Raw genomic sequence first — 13,365 nt, 5'->3', positions numbered from 1 at the left:
CAGACAGCCGTGACACTGCGGCTGATCCAGACGCGGGAGTCAGCACATGACGGTTGAGAGCAGCGAGACCACGACGCAGGGCCTGATCCTGACCGACGCGGCCGCGGCCAAGGTCAAGAGCCTGCTGGAGCAGCAGGGTGAAGAGGGCCTCCAGCTGCGCGTGGCCGTGCAGCCGGGCGGCTGTTCCGGTCTGCGTTATCAGCTCTTCTTCGACGACCGCTCGATGGACGGCGACATCGTGTCCGACTTCGACGGTGTCGGCGTCGTGACCGACAGGATGAGCGCGCCGTACCTGATCGGCGCCACGATCGACTTCGTCGACACGATCGAGAAGCAGGGCTTCACCATCGACAACCCCAACGCCACGGGCTCCTGCGCCTGCGGCGACTCGTTCAACTAGATCGACGCGCGAAGGTCCCGCGCGCCTTTGTGCGCGCGGGACCTTCGCGTATTCTCTTGGGGCTTCATTGGCTTGCTGACAACGAGGAAGAAGAATCCCGTGCGCATCGCCGTCACCGGCTCCATCGCGACCGACCATCTGATGACCTTCCCCGGGAGTTTCGGGGACCAGCTCATCGCCGACCAGCTCGACCGGGTGTCCCTGTCGTTCCTCGTCGACGATCTGCAGGTCAGGCGCGGAGGTTGCGCGGCAAACATCACCTTCGGGATGGGCTGTCTCGGCCTCACCCCCATCCTCGTGGGCGCGGTCGGCGCCGACTTCGCCGACTACCGTTCGTGGCTGGAGCGGCACAGGGTCGACTGCGACTCGGTGCATATCTCCGACGTCCACCACACCGCCCGGTTCCTGTGCACCACCGACGAGCAGCACAACCAGATCGCCTCGTTCTACACCGGCGCGATGGCGGAGGCGCGGCTCATCGAGCTGCAGCCGATCGCCGACCGGGTCGGCGGGCTCGACCTGGTGCTGATCAGCCCGAACGACCCCGACGCCATGCTGCGCCACACCGACGAGTGCCGCCAGCGGGGCATCCCGTTCGCCGCGGACCCGTCGCAGCAGCTGGCCAGGATGGCGGGCGAGCAGATCCGCCAGCTCGTCGACGGCGCGGCGTACCTGTTCTCCAACGACTACGAGAAGGGGCTCATCGAGCAGAAGACCGGCTGGTCCGACGCCGAGGTCCTCGACAGGGTCGGCGTCCGCGTGACCACGCTCGGCCCGAAGGGCGCCGTCATCGACCGCAAGGGTGAACCGTCGATCCACGTGACTCCGGCGCCCGAGCTGGGCAAGGCGGACCCGACGGGTGTCGGCGACGCGTTCAGGGCGGGCTTCCTCGCGGGCGTCGCGTGGGGGCTGCCGCTGGAGCGGGCGGGTCAGGTCGGCAACCTGACGGCCACGCACGTGCTGGAGCGGGTGGGCTGCCAGGAGTACGAGCTCGGCCAGCGCGTGTTCCTCGAGCGCTTCGCCGCCGCGTACGGGCAGGCGGCCGCCGACGAGGTGGCCGAGCACGTGCGCTGCCACTACGCCTGATCATCAGCCGCCGTCCGCCGCGCCCGGCCCCTGTCGGGTCGCGCGCGGCCCGCGGTTGGGCTCATGGGCCCGCCGCGCGCGGCCCTTCACGATCCGTCCGTACGGCAGGCCGGGTCACGGCCACCGAGGTCACCGGTGGCCGTCCGCCCATCACGCCGCTCCAGCGGACTTCGCCTGCCGCCGTCACGCCGCGATCCTGGCTGTCCTGATGGACCGTGTGCGCGGGCACGCGTCAGGACGCGTAGATCCGGTGGCAGAAGGCGGCGAGCTGGTCGTCGGGCAGGTGCCTGGCCAGGTCGGCCTCGCTGATCATGCCGATGATGCGGTGCTGCTCGATCACGGGCAGCCGTCTGATCTGGTTCTCCTCCATGCGGGCCAGCGTTTCTTCGACGGTCGCGTCGGCGGCCACCCAGACGAGCCCCGTCGCCAGGTCGGACGCCGTCATGCGCGAAGGGTCGTGTCCTTGCGCGATGCACTTCACGACGATGTCCCTGTCGGTGATGATGCCCTTGAGGCGGTCGTCGGGCCCGCAGACGGGCAGGGCCCCCACGCCCATGTCGCGCATCATCTGCGCTGCGCGGTCGAGGGTCTCGTGGGCGGCTATGCACTCCACGCCCGGGTTCATGAGGTCACGCGCGGTGTTGTGCGGATGTCCGCTTGTCATCTGTTCCCCCCGAAGTCGATGACGTTGTTCGGGGAGGTTTCTACCCATTTAGTGCCATTTGTGACCCCTGGCGGTGGCACGGGTCTTCCGGTCTCGCGCGCCGTCGTGGCGGTGGGCGGTGCGCTCGTCAGCCGGGGATGCCCAGCAGCTTGCCGAGGAGCGTGGCGAGCTGCGTGCGCTCGTCGGGCGTGAGCGCCTTGAAGGTGTCGTCGAGGTGCCCGGGGGTGGAGCGCTCGGCCACGGCGAGCTGCCGCCTTCCCGCGTCGGTGATCGTGACAGCGTAGGAACGCCGGTCGTGAGGGTTGCGCTCGCGTCTGACACACCCGCCCCGCTCCAGGTCGTCGCAGATCGTCACCATCACGCTGCGGTCGATGCGCAGCTCCTCGCTGAGCGCCTGCTGGGAGCAGGGGCCGACGGCGTGGAGCATCTTCAGCACCAGGTGCTGGCCCACGCCCAGACCCTGTTCCGCCGCGTGGGTGTCGGCGGCGCGGGCGACGGCGGCCGAGGCCCTGCACAGCGCGATGTCGAGCCGCTCGCCGGCGAGCCGAGGAAAGTACGTCGGCCTGACCTGCATCGGATCCTCTCCTTATTCTGCAGGGTCAGCCTACCACTCTTTGTTTGACATCAGATCGTCTGTTCTCATACGTTCTGGCTAGAGATTGTCTGATGACAAGATGGAGTTCGCGATGACACCCGACGAGCTGCTGTCCACCACCCGCGCCGTGCGCAAGCGTCTCGATCTCACCAGGCCGGTGCCTCGCGAGCTGATCGAGGAATGCGTCGACCTGGCCACCCAGGCGCCGACCGGGCGTAACCGCCAGCGCTGGCACTTCCTGGTCGTCACGGACGAGGAGCGGCGGGCGCTCGTGGGAGACCTCTTCCGGCGCGCGCTCGAGACCGGAGGCGGGCGCCCGGTCAACGAGCGGGACCTGCGCCGCATGTACGCGCACCCCGGTTCCATGGAGCGCATCTCAGACGGGCTGCGCCACCTCTATGACAACATCCACCGCGTCCCCGCGTTCGTCATCCCCGCGGTGGAGGGGCGCACCGACGGCGCCTCGGCACTCGACCAGTCCATGACGTGGGGATCGATCCTGCCCGCCGTGTGGAGCTTCATGCTCGCCGCCAGGGCCAGGGGGCTCGGCACCGTGTGGACCACCGCCCACGCACCGCTCGAACGGGAGCTGGCGGCGGTGCTCGGCGTGCCGTACGACGAGGTGATGCTGGCCGCGTTCGTGCCCCTGGCGTTCACGATCGGCACGGACTTCAGGCCGGCGCGCAGGATCCCACGCGAGGAGGTCCTGCACTGGGAGCGCTGGTAGGTCAGTAGTTGCGCCGGACGTGGATCTCCCAGCCGCCCCCCGGCAGCTCGTAGGTGCCCACGTGCGGGTGCGACTTGAGCCTGCACCAGGCGGGCACGTCGGTGTAGGCGGCGGGGTCGTCGGCGAGGACGGCGACGATGGCGTTCAGCGGCACGAAGTTGATCTGCTCGGCGAGCATGATGATCGGGATCGGGCACTTCTTGCCGAGTGCGTCGATGGTCAGAGTCGGCTGAGCTGCGACGGTCACGAGGCCCCCTTCGTCGGTCTCATGACCACCGTGCCGCGTCTCTGGACGACCTCAACGAGCCTGGTCATACGACCCCTGCGTCTTGACGGATCCGGCGCACCGTCTCGGGGAGGACGGCGAGAAACCTGTCCACCTCGGCCGCGGAAGCGCCCCTGGGCAGCGATACCCGGACGTTTCCATGCGTAAGCACGCCCATCGCCTCCAAAACATGCGATGGACGAAGCGTACTAGCCGTGCACGAACTACCGGAGGATACCGCGAAACCCGCCTTGTCCAGTTCGGTCAGCAGCGCCTCTCCGTCGACGTACAGGCAGGAGAAGGTGACGATGTGCGGCGCCCTGTCGACGGGGTCGCCGATCACCTCCACGTCGGGGACGAGCTGGGGGACCCGCTCCCTGATCGTGTCGATGAGCGCGGACAGCCGGGCGTTCTCCTGTGCCGCCTCCTCCCTCATCGCCTTCAGCGCGGCCGCGGCGGCGACGATCGAGGGGATGTTCTCGAACCCCGGCACCCTGCGGCGCTCGCGCTCGTCCTCCGGCAGGAAGGAGCGGAAGCGCGTGCCCTTCCTGACCGCCAGCACCCCCACCCCCGCAGGACCGCCCCACTTGTGCGCGCTCGCCGTCAGCACCGACCAGCCCTGCGGCACCGGCAGCCGGCCCGCGCTCTGGGCGGCGTCGACCAGCAGCGGAACCCCGTGCTCCCGGCACGCCGCGGCCGCCTCGGCGACCGGCTGCAGAGTGCCGACCTCGTGGTTGGCCGTCTGGAGGCAGGCCAGCGCGGTGCCCTCGGCCGAGACGGCCGTCGTGAAGGCGCCGAGATCCACCCGTCCCGCCAGGTCGACGCCCACGCTGGTGACCGTGCCGCCCTCGGCCTCGTGCACCGCGGCGGCGTGCAGGACGCTGGAGTGCTCCACCGCGCTGGTGACGAGGTGACGCCCTGCCCTTCGCCTGCCGTGTAGGGTGCCGAGCACGCCGAGATGCACGGCCTGGGTGCCGGAAGAGGTGAACGAGACCTCGTCCGGCCTGGCACCGAGCGCCTCGGCCACCTCCGTGCGCGCCTGTTCGAGAAGCAGGTGAGCACGGCGGGCCTGGCCGTACAACCGCGCGGGGTCGGCCCAGCCCGCGTCCAGGGTCGCGATGAGCGCCTCACGCGCCCGGGGATGCAGGGGCTCGGTCGATGCCGCGTCGAAGTAAGGCACATCGAGACATTAACGGGGGTGAGCGGGGAGCCGACCACCCCCCACGCTAATGTGTCTGCAATCAGCTGTGCATATGGAAATACGAGCGCCCAGGAGAGACTCCTGGGCTTCATCTGTGGGGTAGGCGATCCGTGAGTCCGACCCGCCGTACTGAGCGGCGTCCGTTGGGCCGGCGCAGAGTGTCGAGCGCCGCCGGTTTGGCGTTGCTGCTGGCCTCCGCGACGGCCTGTGCAAATGACGTGCCCGAGGCCAACTGGTCGCGTGGACTCCTTCCCGAGGGGGTCACCGAGCAGGCTGACGTCGTCACGAACTTGTGGAATGGGGCCTGGATCGCGGCGCTGGCCACGGGACTCGTCGTCATCGTCCTGATCATCTGGGCGTGCATCTTCCATCGCAAGCGAAAGAGCTCGGCCGAGCTTCCTCCGCAGGTTCGCTACAACCTGCCGATCGAGATCCTCTACACGGTCGTGCCGCTCGTCATGGTCTCGGTGTTCTTCTTCTTCACCGCGCGCGACGAGACGAAGCTCATGAGCGTCTCGGCGCAGCCCGACGTGACGGTCCACGTGGAGGGCTTCCAGTGGAGCTGGCGGTTCACCACCGACGCCGGTGGCAAGACCGCCAAGGTCGTCGGCATGCCGGTCAGCGACTACAAGGCCCCCCAGTCGCCCGAGCTGGTGCTTCCCGTGAACAAGAAGGTCCTGTTCAAGCTGGACGCCGACGACGTGATCCACTCGTTCTGGGTTCCCGCCTTCATGTTCAAGCGTGACGTGATCCCCGGCATCTCCGGCGAGAAGAACAAGTTCGAGATCACCACACTGAACAAGCCGGGCGTCTACGCGGGCCGCTGCGCCGAGCTGTGCGGCGTCGACCACAGCCGCATGCTCTTCAGGGTCAAGCTCGTTTCGCAGGCTGAGTTCGACCAGTACATGACGACCCAGGCTGGGAGAGCCCAGTGACCGCCATCCAAGCACCCTCAGTCACGGCGCAGCCGACCCGTAAGGGCCTGGTGATCGCGAAGTGGCTGTCCTCCACCGATCACAAGATCATCGGGCACCTGTACCTGATCACGTCGTTCGTGTTCTTCCTCATCGGCGGCGTGATGGCGCTCATCATGCGAGCCGAGCTGGCCCAGCCGGGGCTGCAGGTCACCACGAACGAGCAGTTCAACCAGCTGTTCACCATGCACGGCACGATCATGCTGCTGATGTTCGCGACGCCGCTGTTCGCCGGCTTCGCCAACGAGCTCATGCCGCTGCAGATCGGCGCGCCCGACGTGGCGTTCCCCCGCCTCAACATGGTCAGCTACTGGCTCTACCTGTTCGGCAGCATCATCGCGGTCAGCGGCTTCCTGACCCCGAACGGCGCAGCGAGCTTCGGCTGGTTCGCCTACACCCCGCTGTCGAACGCGATCAGCTCGCCCGGCGTCGGCGGCGACCTGTGGATCATGGGTCTGGCCCTGTCCGGTCTGGGCACCATCCTCGGCTCGGTGAACTTCATCACCACGATCATCTGCATGCGCGCGCCCGGCATGACGATGTTCCGGATGCCGATGTTCACCTGGAACATCCTGCTCACCAGCATGCTCGTGCTGATGGCCTTCCCTGTGCTGGCCGCCGCGCTGCTGGCGCTGGAGGCCGACCGCAAGCTCGGCACGCACATCTTCGCCCCCGAGACCGGTGGCGCGATGCTGTGGCAGCACCTGTTCTGGTTCTTCGGCCACCCCGAGGTCTACATCATCGCGCTGCCGTTCTTCGGCATCGTGACCGAGATCATCCCGGTCTTCAGCCGCAAGCCGATCTTCGGTTACATCAGCCTCGTGGCCGCCACCATCTCGATCGCCGGTCTGTCGATCACCGTGTGGGCGCACCACATGTTCGCCACCGGCCAGGTCCTGCTGCCGTTCTTCTCGTTCATGACGTTCCTCATCGCGGTGCCGACGGGCGTGAAGTTCTTCAACTGGATCGGCACCATGTGGCGAGGCCATCTGAGCTTCGAGTCGCCGATGCTGTTCTCGGTGGGCTTCCTGATCACCTTCCTCCTCGGCGGTCTGACCGGCGTCATCCTGGCCTCCCCGCCGCTGGACTTCCAGATCAGCGACAGCTACTTCGTCGTCGCCCACTTCCACTACGTGGTCTTCGGCACCGTCGTGTTCGCGATGTTCGCGGGCTTCTACTTCTGGTGGCCCAAGTTCACCGGCCGGATGCTCAACGACAAGCTGGGCAAGGTCCACTTCTGGCTGCTGTTCATCGGCTTCCACACCACGTTCCTCGTGCAGCACTGGCTGGGCATGGTGGGCTTCCCCCGGCGCTACGCCGACTACGCGCCGACCGACGGCTTCACCGACCTGAACATGATCTCGTCGGTGGGCGCCTTCATCCTCGGCGCCTCGACGCTGCCGTTCTTCTACAACGTCTGGAAGACCTGGCGCAGCGCGCCGAAGGTCACCGTCGACGACCCCTGGGGCTACGGCGGCTCGCTCGAGTGGGCGACCTCCTGCCCGCCGCCGCGGCACAACTTCACCTCGCTGCCGCGCATCAGGTCCGAGCGCCCCGCGTTCGACCTCCACTACCCGCACGTGTCGGCCAAGCCCGAGGAGGTTGAGGCCCGATGAAGGTTCAGGGTTGGCTGTTCCTGCTCTGCGGACTGTTCTTCGCGGGCGTGGACGTCGTCTACTGGTTCTGGTCCAAGGAGCCGGTCGGCACCACGGCCATGGCCATCTCCGTCGGCTTCGCGTTCATGATCGGCTACTACCTGATGTTCACGGCTCGTCGCATCGGCGACCAGCCGGAGGACAACAAGACGGCCGAGATCAGCGACGGCGCCGGTGAGATCGGATTCTTCAGCCCGAGCAGCTGGTGGCCGCTGTTCGTCTGCCTCGCGGCGGCGTTCGCGTTCGTCGGTTTCGTGATCGGCCTGTGGATGTTCCTGATCGGCGTCTTCCTGGTGATCATGGCGATGGTCGGATTCGTCTTCCAGTACTACCGGGGCAACTTCTCTCACTGACCCCACCCCATACCGAAGCGGGTGCCCTGTCCGAGGGCGCCCGCTTTTGGCGTTTTTTACTTCCCGCCGAATGTGGCGAAACGATCACCGAGGGTAGTAAGGGGACGTTAGGGGTTCGAAGAAGAGGAGAGTACCCGTGGGGCGGATGACCCAAGGTTCGGCTGGAGCGCTTGCCCTCGCCGTACTCACAGCGTGTTCGGCGGGGACGCCCGTGGGGATCGCCTCGCCCAGCGCGGGGCCACCACCCGCCAGCGTGGCGATCATCCCCGCGGACAAGACGGGCAACGTGCCCACCGACCAGACGGTCCTGGTCTCCGCGCGCGGCGGCACGCTCAGGAGCGTCAGCATCACCGGCGCGTCCGGCGGCCTGACCGGCGAGCTCAGCGCCGACCGGACGCAGTGGCGCAGCAAGCGCTATGCCCGGCCCGGCACCTCCTACACCGTCACCGCGCTCGTCGCCAACTCCGCGGGCCAGACGACCAAGACCACCAGCACCTTCACCACGGTCAAGGCGACCAGCTCCTTCAGCATCGAGCAGCTGGCGCCCCACAAGTACGACACGGGCCTCACCGTCGGCGTCGGCATGCCCATCATGATCACCTTCGACAAGGACATCACGGACCGCGTGTCCGTCGAGCGCAACCTCGTCGTCAAGACCTCCAAGCCGGTCGAGGGCGCCTGGCACTGGTTCGACTCGAGGCACGTGGACTTCAGGCCGAAGGTCTACTGGCCCGCGCGCACCAAGGTGCGTCTCGAGGCGCGCCTGACGGGCGTGCGGGGCGGCGCCGGCATGTACGGCAAGCGCGACCACACCCTCGACTTCACCATCGGCAGGGAGCAGATCACCTCCGGCACCACCGGCAATCACCACCTGAAGGTGAAGCGGGACGGCAAGGTCATCAGGAACATGCCGATGAGCGCCGGCCAGGGAGGGGTGTGGAAGTACCACACGACCTCCGGCATCCACCTGGCGATGTCCAGGGAGCCGGTGACGGTCATGACCTCGCCGGGGATCGGCCCAGGACAGGCCGGCTACTACCAGCTGACCGTCTACAACACCGTGAGGATCTCCAACTCGGGCGAGTACGTGCACAGCGCGCCATGGTCGGTCGGGTCGCAGGGCTACGCCAACGTGAGCCACGGCTGCGTGAACATCAGCCCGACGAACGCGTCGTGGTTCATCAAGAACACGCTGATCGGCGACCCGATCATCATCACGGGCTCGCCACGGCCACTGGAGCCGACCAACGGGTGGGGGCACTGGCAGGAGAACTGGAAGGAGTGGCTCAAGTGGAGCTCGCTGAAGTCCTCCACCACCGAGGCGCTGTAGCCGCCGTCCGCCGCCGGCGGGTCAGCGGAGGGGGAGGCGCGCGTGCACCGCGCCTCCTTCGATCGTGACGGTGCCGCCCACGAGGGCGGCCCGCTCGCGCATCAGCCAGCCCTCAGGCCTGGAAGGGCCGTCACCGCTCACCAGGACCTCCAGGAAGCCCTGTCGCCACCTCAGGGTCACACTGGCCCTGGAAGCGCCCTCGGCGTCTCTGAGGGCCTCCTGGACGATGCGAAAAGCGGACAACTCCACCCCAGGGGCGGCCGGCACCGGTGTGCCGTCCTGGGTGAAGTCCACCTGGAGACCGCCCGTGCGGGCCTCGTGGAGCAGGTCGGGCAGGTCGTCGAGGAGGGGCTGCGGGGTTCGCGAAGGCGGGACGCCCGTGACCGCGCTCAGGATGCCCAGCATGCGCTGGAGCTCGCCGAGCGCCTGGCGGCCCGACTCCTCCGCGTCCCTGAGGGTGTCGGCGGCCCTGCGGGGGTCCTTGCCCATGGTCATCCTGCCCGCGCCGATGCCGAGGGTCATGACACTCACCCGATGCGCCACGACCTCGTGCAGCTCCTGGACGATCAGGACGCGCCTCAGGGTCTCCTCCCGAGCCGTCCGCTCGGCGGCCAGGTCGGCCGTCACGCGGGCGCGGAGCCGGAGCAGGAGCAGGACGGTCGGGCACAGGACTACCGTGGTCACGGCGGCCAGCCATGACAGGAGAGGCGGCATGGCCCGGAGCGTAGGCGCGGGCTGCCCGGTACGCATCCGCTTGGCGGCGGATCTCCACTCCGCCCCCGAGCGTAGGGCCCCGGCGCTGCCCGCTGCCTGCCACGACGGCCGGCGCGGGCACTTTTCTGCCCCGGAGCCGCTGCCCGCTCACGGCCGCTCTCGTCGTGGGTGCCGCCGCCCGTTCGGCAGGAGGGGCCGGGGTTATGCTGGAGCGATGGTGGGGACCCGTACGGCGGCGGTCCTCATGATCGCCGCGTTGCTGACGGCCGCGTGCGGAGTGCAGGGGGAGGGCTCAGCCGGCGCGCTTCGCGGCAAGCCGTTGTCCTCCGCCGCCACCGCGAGCGTTCCCGACGCGCTGAGGTTCACCGCCAGGACCCTGGACGGCAAGGAGTTCAAGGGCGAGAGCCTGGCGGGAAAGCACGTGGTCTTCTGGTTCTGGGCGCCGTGGTGCGTCGACTGCCACGACGAGGCGCCGGCGGTCAGGGCGGCCTCGGCCAAGTTCCGTGACGTCGCCTTCATCGGTGTCGCGGGCCTCGACACCGAGGCGGCGATGAAGGAGTTCGTCCAGCGCACCCGCACCGGCACCATCGTGCAGCTGTCCGACGACAAGGGCGTGGTCTGGACCAAGCTGGGGGTCAGCGAGCAGTCCACCTTCGTGTTCATGAGGCCGGACGGCTCGAACAGGATGGAATGGGGGCCGCTCACCACCCAGGAGCTGAGCGGTTATGTCCAGCAGTTGCTCGCCGGCTAGCCCGACGCCCCCGCCGGGACCCCGACGGTGGTGAGCGCCGACCTGCCGCTCGCGCTGGCGCTCACCGCGGGCACCCTGGCCGCGTTCAACCCGTGCGGTTTCGCGCTGCTGCCCGCCTACCTGACCATGCTCCTCGCCGACGACACGGGCGCTCCCTCCGGCGCCGTGCCGCGGGCGCTCAAACTCTCGGCCGCGATGACGGGCGGGTTCGTCACCGTCTTCGGCCTCGCCGGTCTGGTCCTCACGCCGCTGGCCGTATCCGTGGGGGAGTACCTGCCCTGGCTGACGATCGTGATCGGCGTCGCCCTCGCCGCCATGGGGCTGTGGCTGCTGAGCGGCAGAGAACTGTCGCCGCGCACGCCGAGGCTCGCCGCAGGCCGTCCGGCGATGTCGGTGCGGTCGCTGTACGGGTACGGGCTGTCCTACGCGGTGGCCTCGCTGTCGTGCACGATCGGCCCGTTCCTCGCCGTCGTCTCCGCCGCCCTGGTCGGCGGCGGGGTGCTCGGCGGGCTGGCGGTCTTCGTGGCCTACGCGGTCGGCATGGGGCTGGTCGTCGCCCTGCTGTCGCTGGCCGTCGCGCTGGCCAGAGGCGCGGTCGTGGGACGGCTGCGGCGGATCCTGCCGTACGTCTCACGGATCGGCGGCGGGCTGCTCCTGCTCGCCGGGCTGTACGTCGCCTACTACGGCTGGTACCAGCTGCGCGTCTTCGCGGGCGCCTCGACCCGCGATCCGATCGTCGGCGTCATGAGAGCCGTGCAGCGCACGGTGGCGGGATGGGTCGCGGTCATGGGCGCGGGCTGGATCGCCCTCGTGCTGGCCGTGGCCTTGGCCGCCGCGTTCGGGCTGTGGCGGAGCCGTACCGGATCACGCGGGAGATGAGCGCGGCACGCCCGGGAGAACCGGCGGCCTCGCGAGTCGGAGAGCCGACCGTTGTTCACATGAGGTGGTGGATGTGGGTGACCGCCCAGAACAGGACCGCGGCCACGAGCCCCACCTTGAGCAGCGTGCGAACGCCCCGCCACGCGTCCTTGCGCATGCCCGGCAGGGCCGCCTTGGTGCCCCGCCACCTCCGCCACAGGTCCAGCATCTGCTGAAAGCGGCGGCCGACGATGTACGCGGCGAACGCCACGACGATGAACAACACCACTCGTCCGTCTGTCACGTATGGCTCCCGTTGGTGAGAGGTCACCGTCCGGCCCGTCGACCAGACCCGGGCGGCTGTCACTCCTGGGAACCTCGGGGGGCACGAGCGAACGTGGAACTCACCTGACCCATCGTCATCAGGGCCACCAAACGTTACCGACCGCTATGGATTCGTGACTCACTGTAGATCGCTACTGGTGGGCGGCTCGGCCGCCGACCTGTCCGTGGGCGGCCCTCCAGGACGCACACCGAAGCCGGCCGCCGAGCGCACGCTCGGGGAGGGCGGCTCGCCCCCGAGGGCCGGCCGTAACCGCCTGGACGCGGGCGTGCCCGGTCGTCGGAGCGGTCCCAGTGTCGGGCCGCGCGGAAGCCGTCTCTGCGCCTGGCGGAGACCGGCGCTCTCGTGCGGAGCCGCGAAGTCGGGTCGCGCCGGTGCTCTCCGGTGACGGGGGAGCGGTCAGGCGGGGCTGAGGGTGCGGCTGACCTCGATCCACCGGTCGAGCGTCTCCGCGGCGCGACCGGAGTCGACCGCCTGTACGGCACGCGCGTACCCGTCGATCATCGCCGAGTCGAGGTCGTCGCCCGGGCCGTCGGCCGCCACCAGCGCCGCCGCCGCGTTGAGCAGTACCGCGTCGCGCACGGGACCGCTCTTCCCGCGCAGCAGGTCGTGCACCGCCTGCGCGTTGAAGGCCACGTCGCCGCCGCGCAGCGCGCCGACCTCGGCGCGCGGGATGCCCAGCACCGCGGGGTCGAAGACGGTCTGCGTCGCCGTGCCCTCGCGTACCACCCACACCGTCGAGGTGGTGGCGATGGTCAGTTCGTCGAGTCCGTCGTCGCCGCGGAAGACCAGCGCGGAGACGCCGCGCTCGGCGAAGACGCCGGCCAGGACGGGCAGCATGCGGGCGTCGTAGACGCCGATGGCCTGCGCGGAAGGCCGGGCCGGGTTGGTCAGGGGGCCGAGGAAGTTGAAGATCGTCGGGATGCCCAGTTCCTTGCGCGGCGGCCCGGCGAAGCGCAGCGCGGGGTGGTAGACGGGCGCGAAGCAGAACGCGATGCCGGCCTCGGCCGCCACTCGCGCGGTCGACTCGGGCGGCAGGTCGAGCCTGATGCCGAGGTACTCCAGGACGTCGGCCGCGCCGCAGGAAGAGGAGGCGGCCCTGTTGCCGTGCTTGACCACGCGCGCACCGGCGGCCGCGGCGACGATGGCCGCCATCGTGGAGACGTTGACCGTGTGGGCGCGGTCGCCTCCCGTGCCGACGATGTCGAGGACGGGCCCTTCCACCTTCAGCGGGGTCGCGAGCTCCAGCATCGTCCGCGCCAGGCCCGTCACCTCGGCGACGGTCTCGCCCTTGGCGCGAAGCGCGACCGCGAACCCGGCGATCTGCGCGGGGGTGGCGGAGCCCGACATGATCTCCCGCATCGCCCACGCCGTCTCGTCGGCGGTCAGGTGTTCCCCCGCCAGGAGGGCTGACAGCAGCGCGGGCCAGGTGGTGCGAGCGTCCATGGC

The 13,365-nt window shown here is 69.2% G+C and carries 16 protein-coding genes; 9 read left to right on the top strand and 7 right to left on the bottom strand.

All coding sequences use genetic code 11. The features are described 5' to 3' along the window. Positions 1-46: 46 nt before the first annotated feature. A complete protein-coding gene (gene erpA / locus ACFSKW_RS41595) occupies positions 47-400 on the top strand; it encodes an iron-sulfur cluster insertion protein ErpA (protein WP_192776512.1) in 354 nt (117 codons plus the stop codon). Positions 401-499: 99 nt separating this feature from the next. Continuing rightward, on the top strand, positions 500-1,486 hold the full coding sequence (locus tag ACFSKW_RS41590; RefSeq protein ID WP_379579645.1) for a carbohydrate kinase family protein: 987 nt from the start codon (positions 500-502) through the stop codon (positions 1,484-1,486). A 232-nt stretch (positions 1,487-1,718) separates the two neighbouring features. Here the strand turns inward: ACFSKW_RS41590 and ACFSKW_RS41585 are convergent, their stop codons facing one another. Both ACFSKW_RS41585 and ACFSKW_RS41580 read right to left on the bottom strand, forming a co-directional pair. Further along, positions 1,719-2,150, bottom strand: coding sequence for a CBS domain-containing protein (locus ACFSKW_RS41585; RefSeq protein ID WP_379579643.1), 432 nt, complete (start codon positions 2,148-2,150; stop codon positions 1,719-1,721). 127 nt (positions 2,151-2,277) lie between these two features. Next, complete coding sequence (locus tag ACFSKW_RS41580; RefSeq protein WP_379579641.1) at positions 2,278-2,724, bottom strand: MarR family winged helix-turn-helix transcriptional regulator; 447 nt, start codon at positions 2,722-2,724, stop codon at positions 2,278-2,280. Positions 2,725-2,824: 100 nt separating this feature from the next. Between ACFSKW_RS41580 and ACFSKW_RS41575 the strand changes: the two genes are divergently transcribed. Beyond that, a complete protein-coding gene (locus ACFSKW_RS41575; RefSeq protein WP_379579638.1) occupies positions 2,825-3,472 on the top strand; it encodes a nitroreductase family protein in 648 nt (215 codons plus the stop codon). A 1-nt stretch (position 3,473) separates the two neighbouring features. Here the strand turns inward: ACFSKW_RS41575 and ACFSKW_RS41570 are convergent, their stop codons facing one another. Beyond that, positions 3,474-3,719, bottom strand: coding sequence for a sulfurtransferase TusA family protein (locus tag ACFSKW_RS41570; RefSeq protein WP_379579636.1), 246 nt, complete (start codon positions 3,717-3,719; stop codon positions 3,474-3,476). 64 nt (positions 3,720-3,783) lie between these two features. After that, a complete protein-coding gene (locus ACFSKW_RS41565; protein ID WP_379579634.1) occupies positions 3,784-4,917 on the bottom strand; it encodes a cysteine desulfurase family protein in 1,134 nt (377 codons plus the stop codon). A gap of 197 nt (positions 4,918-5,114) precedes the next feature. On the opposite strand from ACFSKW_RS41565, the gene ctaC reads away from it, so the two are divergent. The 4 genes from ctaC (at position 5,115) to ACFSKW_RS41545 (ending at position 9,250) form a co-directional block, all read left to right on the top strand. Beyond that, positions 5,115-5,873, top strand: a complete 759-nt coding sequence (gene ctaC, locus ACFSKW_RS41560) for an aa3-type cytochrome oxidase subunit II (RefSeq protein ID WP_379579631.1) — start codon at positions 5,115-5,117, stop codon at positions 5,871-5,873. Next, positions 5,870-7,528, top strand: a complete 1,659-nt coding sequence (ctaD, locus tag ACFSKW_RS41555; RefSeq protein ID WP_379579629.1) for an aa3-type cytochrome oxidase subunit I — start codon at positions 5,870-5,872, stop codon at positions 7,526-7,528. The genes ctaC and ctaD overlap by 4 nt, the downstream gene beginning before the upstream one ends. Further along, positions 7,525-7,920 (top strand): cytochrome c oxidase subunit 4, encoded by a 396-nt coding sequence (locus tag ACFSKW_RS41550; protein ID WP_379579627.1) that lies wholly within the window; start codon positions 7,525-7,527, stop codon positions 7,918-7,920. Before ctaD ends, ACFSKW_RS41550 begins: the two co-directional genes overlap by 4 nt. A 145-nt stretch (positions 7,921-8,065) precedes the next feature. Beyond that, a complete protein-coding gene (locus tag ACFSKW_RS41545) occupies positions 8,066-9,250 on the top strand; it encodes a L,D-transpeptidase (protein ID WP_379580262.1) in 1,185 nt (394 codons plus the stop codon). 21 nt (positions 9,251-9,271) lie between these two features. Here the strand turns inward: ACFSKW_RS41545 and ACFSKW_RS41540 are convergent, their stop codons facing one another. After that, on the bottom strand, positions 9,272-9,964 hold the full coding sequence (locus tag ACFSKW_RS41540; protein ID WP_379579625.1) for a sensor histidine kinase: 693 nt from the start codon (positions 9,962-9,964) through the stop codon (positions 9,272-9,274). 214 nt (positions 9,965-10,178) lie between these two features. On the opposite strand from ACFSKW_RS41540, the gene ACFSKW_RS41535 reads away from it, so the two are divergent. Both ACFSKW_RS41535 and ACFSKW_RS41530 read left to right on the top strand, forming a co-directional pair. Further along, the gene (locus ACFSKW_RS41535; RefSeq protein ID WP_379579623.1) at positions 10,179-10,715 is read left to right on the top strand and encodes a TlpA family protein disulfide reductase; all 537 of its coding nucleotides are present in this window, start codon (positions 10,179-10,181) and stop codon (positions 10,713-10,715) included. 30 nt (positions 10,716-10,745) lie between these two features. Further along, entirely contained in the window at positions 10,746-11,594 is an 849-nt protein-coding gene (locus ACFSKW_RS41530) for a cytochrome c biogenesis CcdA family protein (RefSeq protein WP_379579621.1), read from the top strand. A gap of 55 nt (positions 11,595-11,649) precedes the next feature. On the opposite strand, the gene ACFSKW_RS41525 is transcribed toward ACFSKW_RS41530, so the two are convergent. Together ACFSKW_RS41525 and trpD are read right to left on the bottom strand one after the other, a co-directional pair. Continuing rightward, the gene (locus ACFSKW_RS41525) at positions 11,650-11,877 is read right to left on the bottom strand and encodes a hypothetical protein (RefSeq protein ID WP_379579619.1); all 228 of its coding nucleotides are present in this window, start codon (positions 11,875-11,877) and stop codon (positions 11,650-11,652) included. A 438-nt stretch (positions 11,878-12,315) separates the two neighbouring features. Next, positions 12,316-13,362, bottom strand: a complete 1,047-nt coding sequence (gene trpD / locus ACFSKW_RS41520; protein ID WP_379579618.1) for an anthranilate phosphoribosyltransferase — start codon at positions 13,360-13,362, stop codon at positions 12,316-12,318. Positions 13,363-13,365 lie beyond the last annotated feature (3 nt).

It is taken from the genome of Nonomuraea mangrovi (assembly GCF_042681425.1).
GTDB classification, from domain to species: Bacteria; Actinomycetota; Actinomycetes; order Streptosporangiales; family Streptosporangiaceae; genus Nonomuraea; species Nonomuraea mangrovi.
The sequence above is the reverse complement of the archived record's forward strand: the minus strand, read 5'-3'. Positions and strand labels throughout refer to the sequence as shown.